Consider the following 14,581-nt stretch of genomic DNA (forward strand, 5'->3'; position numbering starts at 1 on the left):
TGTGCACCAGACCTCCACCCACTACAGGTGTGAGGCCATCCAACGATTCGCTCGGTTCACCGAACCCCCACACGATGTGGGCGGGACACGAGTCTCGTGGTGCTCCTTAGAAAGGAGGTGATCCAGCCGCACCTTCCGGTACGGCTACCTTGTTACGACTTCGTCCCAATCGCCGATCCCACCTTCGACGGCTCCCTCCCACGAGGGGTTAGGCCACCGGCTTCGGGTGTTACCGACTTTCATGACGTGACGGGCGGTGTGTACAAGGCCCGGGAACGTATTCACCGCAGCGTTGCTGATCTGCGATTACTAGCGACTCCGACTTCACGGGGTCGAGTTGCAGACCCCGATCCGAACTGAGACCGGCTTTCAAGGATTCGCTCCACCTCACGGCATCGCAGCCCTTTGTACCGGCCATTGTAGCATGTGTGAAGCCCTGGACATAAGGGGCATGATGACTTGACGTCATCCCCACCTTCCTCCGAGTTGACCCCGGCAGTCTCTTACGAGTCCCCGCCATGACGCGCTGGCAACATAAGATAGGGGTTGCGCTCGTTGCGGGACTTAACCCAACATCTCACGACACGAGCTGACGACAGCCATGCACCACCTGCACACAGGCCACAAGGGAACTGATATCTCTACCAGCGTCCTGTGCATGTCAAACCCAGGTAAGGTTCTTCGCGTTGCATCGAATTAATCCACATGCTCCGCCGCTTGTGCGGGCCCCCGTCAATTTCTTTGAGTTTTAGCCTTGCGGCCGTACTCCCCAGGCGGGGTACTTAATGCGTTAGCTACGGCACGGATCCCAAGGAAGGAAACCCACACCTAGTACCCACCGTTTACGGCGTGGACTACCAGGGTATCTAATCCTGTTCGCTCCCCACGCTTTCGCTCCTCAGCGTCAGTTACTGCCCAGAGACCCGCCTTCGCCACCGGTGTTCCTCCTGATATCTGCGCATTCCACCGCTACACCAGGAATTCCAGTCTCCCCTGCAGTACTCTAGTCTGCCCGTATCGCCCGCACGCCCACAGTTGAGCTGTGAGTTTTCACGAACAACGCGACAAACCACCTACGAGCTCTTTACGCCCAGTAATTCCGGACAACGCTCGGACCCTACGTATTACCGCGGCTGCTGGCACGTAGTTGGCCGGTCCTTCTTCTGCACATACCGTCACTCGCGCTTCGTCTGTGCTGAAAGAGGTTTACAACCCGAAGGCCGTCGTCCCTCACGCGGCGTCGCTGCATCAGGCTTGCGCCCATTGTGCAATATTCCCCACTGCTGCCTCCCGTAGGAGTCTGGGCCGTATCTCAGTCCCAGTGTGGCCGGTCACCCTCTCAGGCCGGCTACCCGTCGTCGCCTTGGTAGGCCGTGACCCCACCAACAAGCTGATAGGCCGCGGGCCCATCCCACACCGCAAAAGCTTTCCACCACACGACATGCATCATGTGGTCATATCCGGTATTAGACCCAGTTTCCCAGGCTTATCCCGAAGTGCAGGGCAGATCACCCACGTGTTACTCACCCGTTCGCCACTCGAGTACCCCGAAGGGCCTTTCCGTTCGACTTGCATGTGTTAAGCACGCCGCCAGCGTTCGTCCTGAGCCAGAATCAAACTCTCCAAACAAAGACAACCCACGTGTTACTCACCCGTTCGCCACTCGAGTACCCCGAAGGGCCTTTCCGTTCGACTTGCATGTGTTAAGCACGCCGCCAGCGTTCGTCCTGAGCCAGAATCAAACTCTCCAAACAAAGACAACCCAGAAAAACCAGGCCAATCCGCAAATCAGAGAAATCTGACCTAACAAAAAGACACCAAAAACTGGCATCAAAAAACAAACCATCCCAACAGCAGGAAGACGGGAAGTCCCCCACCAAGATGGCCAAAAACAACAAACAAAAACCACCAAACACACTATTGAGTTCTCAAACAACACACCCACCTGCTCGCATGACAGCCCCGCGGCGTAAAGCCGCTAGCCTCTTGCGGACAGTAGAGTGAAGCCACCGAAGTGAACTTCCCTCTGGGATGTCGTCGCGCTCTGCGGCGGACCGCGTCGCTGACGACTTGGATAAAGTTACGTGCCGGATAACGGAGAGTCAAATCGCCTGGTCAGAGGCGTGTCGGACAGAAGTTCAGGCCCCGAGCACCCGCTCGACACCCGCCACGTTCCGCTTTCCGCGCCGCAGGACGAGCCACTTCCCGTGCAAGAAGTCCCCTGACTGTGGAGTCCAGTCATCGGCGTCGACCCGTGCGTTGTTGACGTAGACGCCGCCCTCGGACAGCGTCCGTCGTGCCTCGCCCTTGCTCTTCGACAAACCCGTGGCCACCAACAGGTCGCCAATGCCGTCGGCCGCACCCGGTCCCAACTCGGCGACCGACGTCTCCCGCAGAGCCGCACCCAGGGTCGACTCGTCGAGACCCGCCAGTTCGCCCCGTCCGAAGAGCGCCTGGCTGGCCAGCTCGACCGACTCGGTGGCCCGCTGGCCGTGGACCAGCGTGGTGAGCTCCTGGGCCAGGCGGCGCTGCGCGGTCCGCTCGTGCGGTCGCTCGGTGGTCGCGACCTCGAGCTCTCTCAACTCGTCGGCCGAGAGGAACGTGAACCACCTCAGGTAGCGCACGACGTCCGCGTCGGCGGTGTTGAAGAAGTACTGGTACCAGGCATATGGCGAGGTCAGCTCCGGGTCGAGCCAGACGTTCCCGCCCCCGGTGGACTTACCGAATTTCTTTCCGTCGGCCGAGGTCACCAGCGGCACCGTCAGGGCGTGGGCCGTGGCTCCGAGCTTCTGGCGCACCAGGCGCACGCCGGCGATGATGTTGCCCCACTGGTCGGAGCCGCCGATCTGCAGCGAGCATCCGTGCCTGCGGTGCAACTCGACGAAGTCGTTGGCCTGCAACAGCATGTAGCTGAATTCGGTGTACGAGATGCCGTCACCCTCGAGCCGTCGACGAATCGTGTCGCGGTCGAGCATGACGTTGACCGAGAAGTACTTGCCGAGGTCGCGGAGGAATTCGATGGCCGACAGCTCGGAGGTCCAGGTCAGGTTGTTCTCGACGACGGCGCTGGTGGGCGAGTCGTCGAACTCGACGAACCGCTCCAGTTGACCGCGAATGCGCTCCGACCACTCGGCCACGACGTCAGCGGTGTTGAGCGTGCGTTCGGCGGTCTCGCGTGGGTCCCCGATCATCCCCGTCGCGCCGCCGGCCAGCACGATGGGCCGGTGCCCCGCGCGCTGGAAGCGTCGCAACGTCAGCAGCGGTATCAGGTGCCCGGCATGCAGGCTCGGCGCCGTCGGATCGAAACCGGCATAGAGCGTCAGGGGTCCCGCAGCCGCTGCGTCGGCCAGTGCGTCGCGGTCGGTGGACTGCGCAATCAAGCCGCGCCAATCCAGTTCGTCGAGGATGCCGGAGCCCAAGGAAGTCACGCCGTCAATCCTCTCCCATCAGTCGCCGTCACCCGGCGCGGGTGCCCGGGGACTGCGCCGGTAGGCGGAGACCTCCGGATGGTCGGCCAGCCAGAACCGCCACGGCCGGTCGGCGGCCTTGCTGACCCCCACCCGCGGGCCACTGAGCGCGGGGCGGGGCTTTCCCAGCGTCAACCGGACCGGACTGCCGGCGTCGAACAGGTCTAATCCGTTGTCCTGCATCGTGATTCCGAGAGCGGAGCACAGGTTTCCCGGACCGCGGGCCAACGCCGCCGTAGCCACCGGACCACGATGGGCGTGGGCGAGGCCAAACCCGTCGGTCACAACCGCGGCCCGGAGGAGCACCGCGGCGGCCACACCGTCGTCACCGCACACCACGTTCGCGCACACGTGGATGCCGTGGCTGCGGTAGGTGTACATCCGCCCGACCGGGCCGAACATGACCTCGTTGCGCCCGCCTCGACCACGAAACGAATGCGACGCGGAGTCCGGCCACGGCCCGTCGGCCGGACCCCCGTAGGCCTCGACCTCGACGACTTCCGCGACCACCTCACGACAGGTCAGCGTGGCGCCGAGCAGCGCGCGCGCCGCCGACACCGGGTCCACGCTCAGCCGTTGCGCGTTCATCGGGACGATTCTGCCCGCCGGTCTTGACGCCTCCACCTGCGGGGAGGATATTCATCACATGATGATTTCATCGCACGATGAATTGACCGGCGACCGGCCCGAACCTGCCGTGTCCGTCGAGCATCTGACCGTGGTGCGCAACGCGCGCACGGCACTCGACGACGTCGCCGTTCAGATCGCCCCCGGCACCATCACCGGCATCCTCGGCCCGTCCGGGTGTGGCAAGACCACGCTCATCCGCAGCATCGTCGGCACCCAGGTCATCGCGAAGGGCAGCGTCACGGTGCTCGGACGGCCCGCGGGGTCCGCCGAACTGCGTCACCGCGTCGGGTACGTGACGCAGGATGCGACCGTCTACCGCGACCTGCGTGTCGTCGACAACGTGCGGTACTTCGCCTCCCTGTACGGCGCCGGCGCCGGCGCGGCGGACGAGGCCATCGCCAACGTCGGGCTCACCGATCACCGAACCGCGTTGTGCGACAAGCTCTCCGGTGGTCAACGCACCCGGGTGTCGCTGGCCTGCGCACTGGTTGCCCACCCCGAGGTGCTGGTGCTCGACGAACCGACCGTCGGCCTGGACCCCGTCCTGCGGGTCGACCTGTGGGATCGGTTTCGCCAATTGGCGCGACGCGGGACGACGCTGCTGGTGTCGAGTCACGTGATGGACGAGGCCGACCACTGCGGTGACCTGCTGCTGATGCGTGAGGGCCGTCTGATCGCACACACCACACCGGCCCGACTACGAGAGGACACGGCATGTCAGTCTCTGGAGGACGCGTTTCTGTCGGTCATCCGGCACACCACCGCACCCGTTCCCGGCTGAACCCGCAGGCCTATCTGGCCACCACCGGACGCATCCTGAGACAACTGGCCGCCGATCACCGCAGCCTGGCGATGATCCTCGTGGTCCCGAGCGCGGTCATCGCGCTGATGTACTTCATGTTCGCCGACCTGCCGCACCGGCCGGGCACCCCCGCCCCGTTCGACAACGCCTGCCTGATCATGCTCGGGGTGTTTCCGTTGATCATGATGTTCCTTATCACGTCGATCACCATGCAGCGCGAACGCGTGTCCGGGACGCTGGAGCGAATCCTCACCACTCCCCTGCGCCGGTTCGACCTGCTGGCCGCCTACGGAACCGCCTTCTCCGTCGCCGCCGCCGCCCAAGCCACGCTGGCGTGCGTGATCTCCTTCTGGCTGCTCGGCCTGCACACCGAGGGCAGCCCAGCGCTGGTGTTCCTCATCGCCATCGTCAACGCCGTACTCGGCGTCGGCTTGGGGCTGCTGTGTAGTGCGTTCGCGCGCACGGAGTTTCAGGCCGTGCAGTTCATGCCCGTCGTCATTGCTCCGCAACTCCTGTTGTGCGGCATCGTCGTGCCGCGTGACGCGCTGCCCGACTGGCTGCAGTGGATCAGCAACGCGATGCCGGCGAGCTACGCACTGGAGGCGTTGCGCATGGTCGGCGCGCACCCCGACCTGACGTCGACGGCTGCCCGCGACATCGCCGTCGTGGTCGCCTTCGCCGTGGTCGCCATGGGCCTGGCGGCGGCCACGCTGCGGAGAAGGACGCCGTGAGCACGGCCAAGCGCAAACGCCCGGGCCGCCCGCCAGGAACATCCGACACCCGCGACCGAATCCTCGACAACGCACGAGAGCTGTTCGCGCGCAACGGCATCGGCAACACGTCCATCCGATCGATTGCCACCGCCGCAGGCGTCGACTCGGCGCTGGTGCACCACTACTTCGGCACCAAGGAGCAACTCTTCGCCGCGGCGGTGCACATCCCGATCGACCCGATGCGCGTCATCGGACCGATGCGGGAGATACCGGTCGACCAGCTCGGATCGGCGCTGCCGTTGCTGTTGCTGCCACTGTGGGATTCGGAGATGGGTCCGGCGTTCCTGGCCACGTTGCGCTCGATGCTCGCCGGGGAGGGGGTGGGCCTGATCCGGTCCTTCCTGCAGGACGTGATCTCCGTGGAGATCGGCACCCGCGTGGACGAACCCCCGGGATCGGGCCGCGTTCGCGTCCAGTTCGTCGCGTCCCAACTCGTCGGCATCGTGATGGCGCGCTACATCCTGGAGTTGGAACCGTTCGCGTCACTGCCGGTCGAGCAGATCGCCGAGACCGTCGCCCCGAACCTGCAGCGCTACCTGACCGGTGAACTACCCGGTCTGGGCTGATCAGGATTCGGCGCGATCCAGCAGACCCTGGTGCTCGGCGTCGTCGGTGATCGTGACGGCCTCGGAGATGAGCAACACGGGTACGTCCGCCTCGATGCGGTAGGCACGCCGCAGCCGCGGGTTGTAGAGGAACTCGTTGCCCACCAGCAGAAGCGGACCGCGATCCTCCGGGCAGACCAGCAGGCTGCGCAGTCGTTCGTCGATCACGCGTCAGCCGAGCGGGATGTTGACGCCGCCGCCACCGTTGGGGTTCGGTATCCCGCCACCGCCGCCGCCAATGCCGATGGTCGGCGGGTTCAGGACGGGGCCGCCACCGGTCTGCCGCGACGCCTGCCGCATCTGGTACGACAGCGTCGACTCCAGTGCCTCGACCAACGGTCCCTGGTTGGGGCGCTTGTCCAACGCCGCGACGATGGCTTCCTGGTTCGACGTCGAGGGCCGGATGCCACGCGCACGCAGCTTCATGATCTTCTCGATCAAGTTGGAGATCTGGCCACCGCCAGAACCCGTGTCGTAGTCGGCGGCGATGATCGCGAGCGCTTGGTCAGCGGTCATCGCGGGAGCCGCGTCGCTGGCTGCCGCGGCATCGGCGGACGGGTCCGCCACCGCCGAGGCCGAGCTGACCCCGGTCAAGAGCCCCGCCGCAAGGGACGCGCTGATGACGGCACTCCCCAGGGCGCGACGCCAGCCGTTGGTGCTGGTCTGTTCGGCCATCAATCCTCCATCGTCGAGCGTTCGCGTGTATCCGGCCCGACCCGGGTGGCCACGTTCGGCCAGGCGGAGCCTAACAAAGCCGGGCGAGCGCGGCAGCATGTCACTCGCTTCACATGGGTCACTCGTCGGCGGACGCGGTCAGTTCGGCGCGTACCGCCGCGGTCAGCCGCTTGTAGGTTCCGTCCTCGTCGAGGTACCAGGCGTGCCGCGACCCCTTCGGTATGCCCGCGGACCGCAGTGGTCCCAGCAGTGGCCGATAGGTGGCGCTGAGCGTCATGTCGGTGACCACGTGGACGACGTCGGGGGCGCTCCCGACGGGCAGGTTGACGATGGCGGCGTTCAGGTCGGCGGTGGGAACGCTTCCGCCTGGACGCAGCAGCAGCGCCGAGACGGCCAGCTCGCGCTCGCCGGCCGGCACCCGGTAGGTGACCGCGAGGTCGACGGCGTCGATCCGGCCGAGCGTGTCGTTGACCGCGTCGCCGAACACCGGGCCACGCGGGGTGCGGATCAGCGAACCGCGGTTGGCGACGAGCCAGTAGTCGCCGTCCTCGTCGCGGCGGAAGAGGTATTCGGTCGACACCCACAGATCCGCAGGGGCGAACACGCCGCGCTTGACCGAGGCCGTCGGGTCCACGGGCCCGCGTGGGTGCGCCAACAGAACACCGACCTCGTTGGTGGCCGCGAGCGCGACGAAGCCCCGATCGTCCTCGAGAATGAGGTCGTCCTCGGCGTCGTAGGCCGCCAGCTCGATGTGGCCTCCACCGGGCAGCGGTCGTCCCTCGCTGCCGATCTTCGCGCCTGCGACGTTGGCCAGCACCGCCTGGCCGTCGGTCGTGGCGAAGAACTCGACGACGTGGGCCGGCGCGAATTCCTCCTCGACGCGACCCCACAGGCCGGTCGGCATGCCGGACCCGATGAACAGCCGCACCGGATGAGTGCCGTTGAGCACGAAGGCCGGATCGTCGATCACGTCGCGCAGCATCGCCCAGGTGTAGGACACCACGGTGACGCCGTACTGCCGCAGTTCGTGGACGAACCGGTCGGGGCGCAGGCCGCGTGACAGCGCGATCCTGGTGCCGCCGACGACGGCCCCGCCGAGGCTGACGAGCAGGCCGGACTGGTGGTGCAACGGGGTGAGGCAGTACACCGTGTCGCCGTTGCCGAGGTTGGCCGCCGACGCGGTGCCAATGGCAGAGAGTGCCCACCGGAAGTTGGTGATCTGGCGGGCGACGAGCTCACCGCCGACGGTCGCGAACGCGATGTACGCCAAGTCCTTGGCGTAACCGGGATCGGGGCGGTACCACCCCGGAAGGGAGACGACGTCGGGGTCGATCTGCTCCATGTCGACGACGTCGGCGTCATCGGCGAACTCCAGGTCACGCGATTCGCCACCGCCGAGCACGAGCACCCGCATCGGCAGCGCGGTCGCGGCCTCGAGGTGCACGGGGTCGGCGATGACGTCGGAGATCGCCCCGAGGCGCGCGGCCTCGTGGAGGTCGGCGTCAGGGGGCATCAGCACCGCGACCGCACCGAGCCGTGACAGCGCGGCGATGGCGACCAGCGCGCTGGGCCGCGTCTCCATTAGCACGCCGACGTGCGCGCCCTGGCGGACGCCCACCTGTATGAGGCCGCGGACGACGTTGTCGACGCGTCGGTCCACCGCCTCATAGGTGTGCACGCGCCCGTCGAACAGGAGGAACTCACCACCCGGCGTCGACCGGGCCTGCTCGGTCATGATGCGTCCGAGCGAGATGCGGGTGTGGTCGTTGATTTGCCCCAGCCGAGCCAATCGCGGCAGCGTGCGAGCGGTCTCGGCGACCAGCGCCCGCGCGGACTTGTTGGCCGCGACGAAGGCGCCCGCCGCCGAGCGGGCCACGCTGAAGGTCACCTCGGCGGCGGCACCGGCCCCGTGAGCGACGCGCGAGGCCAGCGGCACCCCGGTGTCGGTGGCCTGGTCGGGCTGTAGCGCCATCGGGACGACGTCCTGAGGCATCTCGCCGTCGCCGGAGATCCAGCGGACCCACGCCGCCACCGTCGGCCAGGTCTGAGAGGCCGCCTTGGACCCGACGACCAGACCGAAATGCCCTGTGCGAATGAGGTATTCGAAGACCTCGGCCTGCGGGGAGGCGCGCTTGATGCCCCGGACCGACGCGGGCTGGCCGATGTCGTCGACCTCGCCGACGACCGCCAGCACCGGGCAGTCGATGTCGGCGAGGGTGACCAGGTCACCGCGAATCGAGAACCCGCCGCTCATCATCCGGTTGTGGGCGATGAACTGCTTGAGCAACTCGGCGATCGCCGGGCCCGACCAGGCGATCCAGCCGTCGCTGGCCAGGAACCGCCGCTGCTGCTCGCGGGGCAGCAGCGCCTCGCGATCGTGCAACTGTCGCAGGAAGTCCAGTCGTGACTGAGCGGTCTTGATGGGGTCGAGCATCTGAAAGCCCGTGCGGGCCAACCAGCCGGGCACGTCGAGGCGGCTGAACACGTGGTCGGCCATGAAGTCCGCGGCCCCGACGGCCAGACCCGCGGGCAGGTTCATCGGCAGCGCGGCCAGCGTGTCCACCGGCGACCCGAACGCCACGATGCTCGCCAAGTCCTTGGACCGCCGATAGGCCGCGGTCTGATAGGCGAACATGCCGCCCTGGGAGTAGCCCGCCAGATGCACGTCGCGGTCGGTGACCTTCTTGACGGTGTCGATGGCTTCGCTGAGCGCCACGACGTGGTCGGCGAGGTTGCGCTGCATGCCACCCTCGACCTGATCGGGCGAGCCGAAGTCGATGACCCAGGGGTCGACGCCCGCCGCGTGCAGGATTCCGACGGCGCCCTCGTTGCGGGTGACGTCCCACATGTCAGCCGACATCATCATCGGGTGCACCATCAGCACCGGCGGACCGGCCGGCTTGCCGCCGGGCCTGCTGTCCGGCGGGAAGTAACGCCGCAACCGGTACATCGGCACGCTCTCGACGATCTGGAACGGCGACGGCACCGCGCCAGTTTCCAGCCCTCCGTAGCGAAGCACTTCCAGCCCGTTCTGCGCGGTCGCCAGCAATCGGCTCACCGGACCGGTGACAAACGAGAAATGCGCCAAAGCTCGCTCCTTGACTGAAACCCGGTCACCCGACCGCCACGACATCATGGCACAGCGTTGCTGGTCGGCCGCTGTAAACCTGCGCCGCCGGTCGGCCTAGCCTGATGGGGACATGGCGCATCTCCTCGGGGCGGAAGCCCTTCATCTCGAATACCCCACGAAAGTCGTCTTCGACTCGGTCTCCCTTGGCGTGAACGAAGGCGACCGGATCGGCATCGTCGGCCGCAACGGCGACGGAAAGTCCAGCCTGTTGGCCATGCTGGCCGGCCGCGTCACCCCGCACTCCGGGCGGGTGACGGTGCGCGGCGGCGTACGGATCGGCGTGCTCGACCAGGCCGACACCCTCGACGACGACGACACGGTCGGGCATGCCGTCGTCGGCGACGCACCCGAGCACGAGTGGGCCGGTGATCCCCGCATGCGCGACGTGGTCGCCGGGTTGCTGGGAGAGCTGCCCTGGGACGCAAGGCTCGGCACACTCTCGGGTGGGCAGCGGCGCCGGGTCGCCCTGGCCCGACTGCTGGGCGGTGACCACGACGTGCTGGCCCTCGACGAGCCGACCAACCATCTCGACGTGGAGGGAATCACCTGGCTTGCCGAGCATCTGAAGCGGCGCTGGTCGCCGACGTCGGCCGGGCTACTGGTGATCACCCACGACCGGTGGTTCCTCGACGAGGTCTGCACCACGACGTGGGAGGTGCACGACCGCATCGTCGAACCCTTCGACGGCGGGTACGCCTCCTACATCCTGCAGCGGGTCGAACGCGATCGGCAGGCCGCCTCCAGCGAGGCCCGGCGCCAAAACCTTGCTCGCAAGGAGCTGGCCTGGCTGCGCCGCGGCGCGCCGGCCCGCACCTCGAAGCCGAAGTTCCGTATCGACGCCGCCAACGCGTTGATCGCCGACGTGCCCGAGATCCGCGACAAGGTGGCGCTGCAGTCGCTGGCGGTGACCCGGCTGGGCAAGCAGGTCGTCGACCTGCTCGACGTGTCGGTGCGCTACGGCGAGCGGGACGTGCTGCAGGAGGTGGAGTGGCGGATAGCTCCCGGTGAGCGCACCGGGATCCTCGGTGTGAACGGTGCAGGCAAGTCCACCCTGCTCGGCCTCATAGACGGGTCCGTGGAACCCAGTGAGGGCCGGGTGAAGCACGGCAAGACGGTGCAGATCGCCACCCTAACCCAGGGCGTCGACGAGTTGTCCGATCATCTCGACGAGCCGGTGCGCGTCGTCCTGAGCCGGTTGGCCACCACCTACACCTTCGGGTCGGGTTCCAAGTCGCAGGAATTGACGCCCGGCCAGTTGCTGGAGCGACTCGGCTTCGCCAGCGCTCAACTCTCGACGCCGGTGAAGGACCTCTCCGGTGGCCAACTGCGGCGGCTGCAGCTGCTGTTGATCCTGCTCAACCAACCCAACGTGCTCATCCTCGACGAGCCGACCAACGATCTCGACACCGACATGCTGGCCGCCATGGAGGACCTGCTGGACTCCTGGCCGGGCACGCTGATCGTGGTCAGCCACGACCGGTACTTCCTGGAGCGCGTCACCGATCAGCAGTACGGCATCCTCGGCGGGCACCTGCGGCACCTGCCGGGCGGCGTCGACGAATACCTGCGCCTGCGCACGGCACACGCAGACACCACCGGCGCGGCGGCGACGAAGTCCGCTGCGGCGGATGCCCCTACGCTCTCCGGTGCCGACCTGCGCACGACGCAGAAGGAGATCTCGGCCATCGAGCGGAAGCTGGCCAAGCTCGACGACCAGATCAAGGACGCCCAGCGCCGCCAGGCCGAGCACGACCAGGGGGACTACGAGGGTCTGCGCAGTCTGACCGCCGGCCTCCGCGAGCTGGAAGCCGAGGTCGCCACCCTCGAAGAGCGGTGGCTCGAGCTCACCGAACTCGTCGGCTGAGTACCGGCTGCTACCGACGCAGGGCGTCCTCGAGCCGCTCGGCCGCCTCGCGGACCACCCGAAGCTGCTTGGCGACCTGGGTCGGTGCCGTGCCGCCTCTGGCGTCGCGGGAGCTCACCGAGCCCTCGACGGTCAGGACCTCGCGCACCTCGGGTGTCAACCCGGGGTGGATGCCCGCCAGCTCGTCGTCGGTGAGTTCCTCGAGCCCGACGCCGCGCGCCTCGGCTGCCTTCACGGCGGCGCCGGCTGCTTCGTGGGCCACGCGGAACGGCACTCCCGTGCGGACCAACCACTCGGCGACGTCGGTGGCCAGGGTGTAGCCCTGCGGCGCCAGCTCGGCCATCCGCTCGGCGTCGAAGGTCAGCGTCGCGACCAGACCCGCCATGGCGGGCAGCAGCAGTCTCAACTGAGCCACCGAGTCGAAGACGGGCTCCTTGTCCTCTTGCAGGTCACGGTTGTAGGCCAGCGGTTGCGCCTTGAGCGTGGCCAGCAGACCCGTCAGGTTGCCGATCAGCCGGCCCGACTTGCCGCGGGCCAGCTCGGCGATGTCGGGGTTCTTCTTCTGCGGCATGATCGAACTGCCCGTGGACCAAGAGTCGTGCAGCTTGACGTAGCCGAATTCGGTGGTGCTCCACAGGATTACGTCTTCGGCCAGCCGCGACAGGTCCACGGCGATCATCGCCAGCACGAACGCGGCCTCGGCTGCGAAGTCGCGGGAGGCCGTCGCGTCGAGTGAATTGTCGGCCGCGGCAGTGAAACCCAGGTCGGCGGCGATCGCGTCGGGATCCAGTCCCAGCGAGGAACCCGCCAGGGCTCCGGACCCGTACGGCGACACCGCGATGCGGTCGTCGAGGTCGAGGATGCGGTCCACGTCACGCAGCAGCGGGTGCGCATGGGCCAGCAGGTGGTGAGCCAACAGAATTGGCTGGGCAGACTGCAGATGCGTCTTGCCGGGCATGATCTCGGTGGGGTGGGCGGCGGCCTGGATGGCCAGCGCGCCGATCACCTCGAGCACACCGGCGCCGACCGCGCGCATGGCGTCGCGCAGCCACATCCGAAACAGTGTGGCCACCTGGTCGTTTCGGGACCGTCCGGCGCGCAGCCGGCCGCCGAGATCGGCTCCGGCGCGGTCGATGAGACCCCGTTCCAGCGCACCGTGAACGTCTTCGTCGGACGGTAGGGGGCCGAAGCTGCCGTCGTCGACGTCGGCGCCGAGGCCGTCCAACCCGGCGAGCAACCCGTCGCGCTGCTCCTCGCTGAGCAGCCCCGCCCGAAACAGCACCTGCGCGTGCGCCTTGGACGCCCGCACGTCATACGGTGCGAGCACCCAGTCGAAGTGGGTCGACTTGCTCAGGGCGGCAAGCGCTTCCGACGGGCCGTCGGCGAATCTGCCGCCCCAAAGCGATCCTTCGTTGGTGCTCACTTGCCAGCGAGGTCGCGCTGGGCGGCAATCTTCGACGACAGCCCGTGTACGTGGACGAAGCCCTTGGCGCTGGACTGGTCGAAGGTGTCACCCTCGTCGTACGTGGCCAGGTTGAAGTCGTAGAGCGACTCCGCACTGCGCCGACCGTTGACGGCGATGTGGCCGCCGTGCAGGACGAGTCGGATCTCGCCGGTCACGTGTTCCTGGGTCTCGGCGACGAAGGACTCCAACGCGCGCTTGAGAGGTGAGTACCAGAGTCCGTCGTAGACCAGCTCGCCCCACTTCTGGTCGGTGTGACGCTTGAACCGGCCGAGTTCGCGTTCCAGCGTGACGTGCTCGAGTTCGGTGTGGGCGGTGATCAGCACCATGGCGCCCGGCGCCTCGTAGATCTCACGGCTCTTGATGCCCACCAGCCGGTCCTCCACCACGTCCAGGCGACCCACGCCCTGCGCGCCGGCCCGCCGGTTCAGTTCGACGATGGCCTCCAGTACCGACACCGGGCGACCGTCGATCGAGACGGGCTTGCCCTTGTCGAAGCCGACGACGACCTCGTCCGGCGAACTCCAGTTGACCGTGGGGTCCTCGGTGTAGTCGTAGACGTCCTTGGTCGGGGCGTTCCACAGATGCTCCAGGAAGCCGGTCTCCACCGCCCTGCCCCACACGTTCTGGTCGATCGAGAACGGCGAGCGCTTGGTGACGTTGATCGGGATGGCGTTCTCCTCGGCGAAGGCGATGGCCTTCTCCCGCGTCCAGGCATAGTCGCGCACCGGTGCCAGCACCTCGAGATGTGGTGCCAGCGAAGCGAATCCGACCTCGAAGCGCACCTGATCGTTGCCCTTGCCGGTGCAGCCGTGCGCGACGATGCCGCCGCCGTGCTCCTTCGCGGCCGCCACCAGGTGCTTGACGATCAGCGGTCGGCTGATGGCCGACACCAGCGGGTAGCGATCCATGTAGAGCGCATTGCTCTGAATGGTCGGCAGGCAGTATTCGTCGGCGAACTCGTCACGGGCGTCGACCACCACGGCTTCGACCGCACCGCAGTCGATCGCGCGCTGCCGGACGACCTCCATGTCCTCTCCACCCTGGCCCAGGTCGATGGCGACGGCCACCACCTCGCGCCCGGTCTCCTTGCCGATCCAGCTGATCGCGACGGACGTGTCAAGTCCGCCGGAGTACGCCAGGATGACGCGTTCGGACATGTAGATCGTTCTC

At 67.1% G+C, this 14,581-nt stretch carries 11 protein-coding genes and 1 rRNA gene; 4 read left to right on the forward strand and 8 right to left on the reverse strand.

Annotated elements, in window-relative coordinates:
• Positions 1-110 precede the first annotated feature (110 nt).
• From H7K45_RS23665 to H7K45_RS23675, 3 genes are all read right to left on the reverse strand, one after another.
• Positions 111-1,629, reverse strand: a 16S ribosomal RNA gene (locus H7K45_RS23665).
• A 509-nt stretch (positions 1,630-2,138) separates the two neighbouring features.
• Positions 2,139-3,419 (reverse strand): tyrosine--tRNA ligase, encoded by a 1,281-nt coding sequence (gene tyrS, locus H7K45_RS23670; RefSeq protein WP_263999282.1) that lies wholly within the window; start codon positions 3,417-3,419, stop codon positions 2,139-2,141.
• Positions 3,420-3,446: 27 nt separating this feature from the next.
• The gene (locus H7K45_RS23675) at positions 3,447-4,055 is read right to left on the reverse strand and encodes a DNA-3-methyladenine glycosylase (protein WP_263998493.1); all 609 of its coding nucleotides are present in this window, start codon (positions 4,053-4,055) and stop codon (positions 3,447-3,449) included.
• Between the two features lie 58 nt (positions 4,056-4,113).
• Between H7K45_RS23675 and H7K45_RS23680 the strand changes: the two genes are divergently transcribed.
• Genes H7K45_RS23680 through H7K45_RS23690 form a run of 3 tightly spaced genes read left to right on the forward strand, consistent with a single transcriptional unit; the run spans position 4,114 to position 6,238 of the window.
• On the forward strand, positions 4,114-4,878 hold the full coding sequence (locus tag H7K45_RS23680; protein ID WP_263998494.1) for an ABC transporter ATP-binding protein: 765 nt from the start codon (positions 4,114-4,116) through the stop codon (positions 4,876-4,878).
• Positions 4,812-5,630 (forward strand): ABC transporter permease, encoded by an 819-nt coding sequence (locus H7K45_RS23685; protein ID WP_263998495.1) that lies wholly within the window; start codon positions 4,812-4,814, stop codon positions 5,628-5,630. Before H7K45_RS23680 ends, H7K45_RS23685 begins: the two co-directional genes overlap by 67 nt.
• On the forward strand, positions 5,627-6,238 hold the full coding sequence (locus H7K45_RS23690) for a TetR/AcrR family transcriptional regulator (RefSeq protein ID WP_263998496.1): 612 nt from the start codon (positions 5,627-5,629) through the stop codon (positions 6,236-6,238). The genes H7K45_RS23685 and H7K45_RS23690 overlap by 4 nt, the downstream gene beginning before the upstream one ends.
• On the opposite strand, the gene H7K45_RS23695 is transcribed toward H7K45_RS23690, so the two are convergent.
• The 3 genes from H7K45_RS23695 to H7K45_RS23705 all read right to left on the reverse strand — a co-directional run bounded on the left by H7K45_RS23695 (position 6,239) and on the right by H7K45_RS23705 (position 10,085).
• Complete coding sequence (locus H7K45_RS23695) at positions 6,239-6,445, reverse strand: Trm112 family protein (RefSeq protein ID WP_263998497.1); 207 nt, start codon at positions 6,443-6,445, stop codon at positions 6,239-6,241.
• Between the two features lie 3 nt (positions 6,446-6,448).
• Complete coding sequence (locus tag H7K45_RS23700) at positions 6,449-6,952, reverse strand: hypothetical protein (protein ID WP_263998498.1); 504 nt, start codon at positions 6,950-6,952, stop codon at positions 6,449-6,451.
• A 118-nt stretch (positions 6,953-7,070) separates the two neighbouring features.
• Positions 7,071-10,085, reverse strand: a complete 3,015-nt coding sequence (locus tag H7K45_RS23705; RefSeq protein ID WP_263999283.1) for an acyl-CoA synthetase — start codon at positions 10,083-10,085, stop codon at positions 7,071-7,073.
• A 67-nt stretch (positions 10,086-10,152) separates the two neighbouring features.
• Here H7K45_RS23705 and H7K45_RS23710 point away from each other — a divergent pair, with 67 nt between their 5' ends.
• The gene (locus tag H7K45_RS23710) at positions 10,153-11,946 is read left to right on the forward strand and encodes an ABC-F family ATP-binding cassette domain-containing protein (protein WP_263998499.1); all 1,794 of its coding nucleotides are present in this window, start codon (positions 10,153-10,155) and stop codon (positions 11,944-11,946) included.
• Between the two features lie 10 nt (positions 11,947-11,956).
• On the opposite strand, the gene argH is transcribed toward H7K45_RS23710, so the two are convergent.
• A complete protein-coding gene (argH, locus tag H7K45_RS23715) occupies positions 11,957-13,369 on the reverse strand; it encodes an argininosuccinate lyase (RefSeq protein ID WP_263998500.1) in 1,413 nt (470 codons plus the stop codon).
• Positions 13,366-14,568 carry an argininosuccinate synthase gene (locus H7K45_RS23720; RefSeq protein ID WP_263998501.1) on the reverse strand — a complete coding sequence of 401 codons (1,203 nt, stop codon included), beginning with the start codon at positions 14,566-14,568 and terminating at the stop codon, positions 13,366-13,368. The genes argH and H7K45_RS23720 overlap by 4 nt, the downstream gene beginning before the upstream one ends.
• Positions 14,569-14,581 lie beyond the last annotated feature (13 nt).

Origin of the sequence: Mycobacterium yunnanensis (assembly GCF_025823185.1) — a bacterium.
In the GTDB taxonomy this organism is placed as follows: Bacteria; Actinomycetota; Actinomycetes; order Mycobacteriales; family Mycobacteriaceae; genus Mycobacterium; species Mycobacterium yunnanensis.

Excerpts from the sequence above, each read along its gene's own strand:
- H7K45_RS23710 (WP_263998499.1), top strand. The coding sequence starts at position 10,153 with ATGGCGCATCTCCTCGGGGCGGAAGCCCTTCATCTCGAATACCCCACG.
- H7K45_RS23680 (WP_263998494.1), top strand. The coding sequence starts at position 4,114 with ATGATGATTTCATCGCACGATGAATTGACCGGCGACCGGCCCGAACCT.
- H7K45_RS23675 (WP_263998493.1), bottom strand. The coding sequence starts at position 4,055 with ATGAACGCGCAACGGCTGAGCGTGGACCCGGTGTCGGCGGCGCGCGCG.
- H7K45_RS23705 (WP_263999283.1), bottom strand. The coding sequence starts at position 10,085 with ATGTCGTGGCGGTCGGGTGACCGGGTTTCAGTCAAGGAGCGAGCTTTG.
- H7K45_RS23685 (WP_263998495.1), top strand. The coding sequence starts at position 4,812 with ATGTCAGTCTCTGGAGGACGCGTTTCTGTCGGTCATCCGGCACACCAC.
- H7K45_RS23700 (WP_263998498.1), bottom strand. The coding sequence starts at position 6,952 with ATGGCCGAACAGACCAGCACCAACGGCTGGCGTCGCGCCCTGGGGAGT.
- H7K45_RS23720 (WP_263998501.1), bottom strand. The coding sequence starts at position 14,568 with ATGTCCGAACGCGTCATCCTGGCGTACTCCGGCGGACTTGACACGTCC.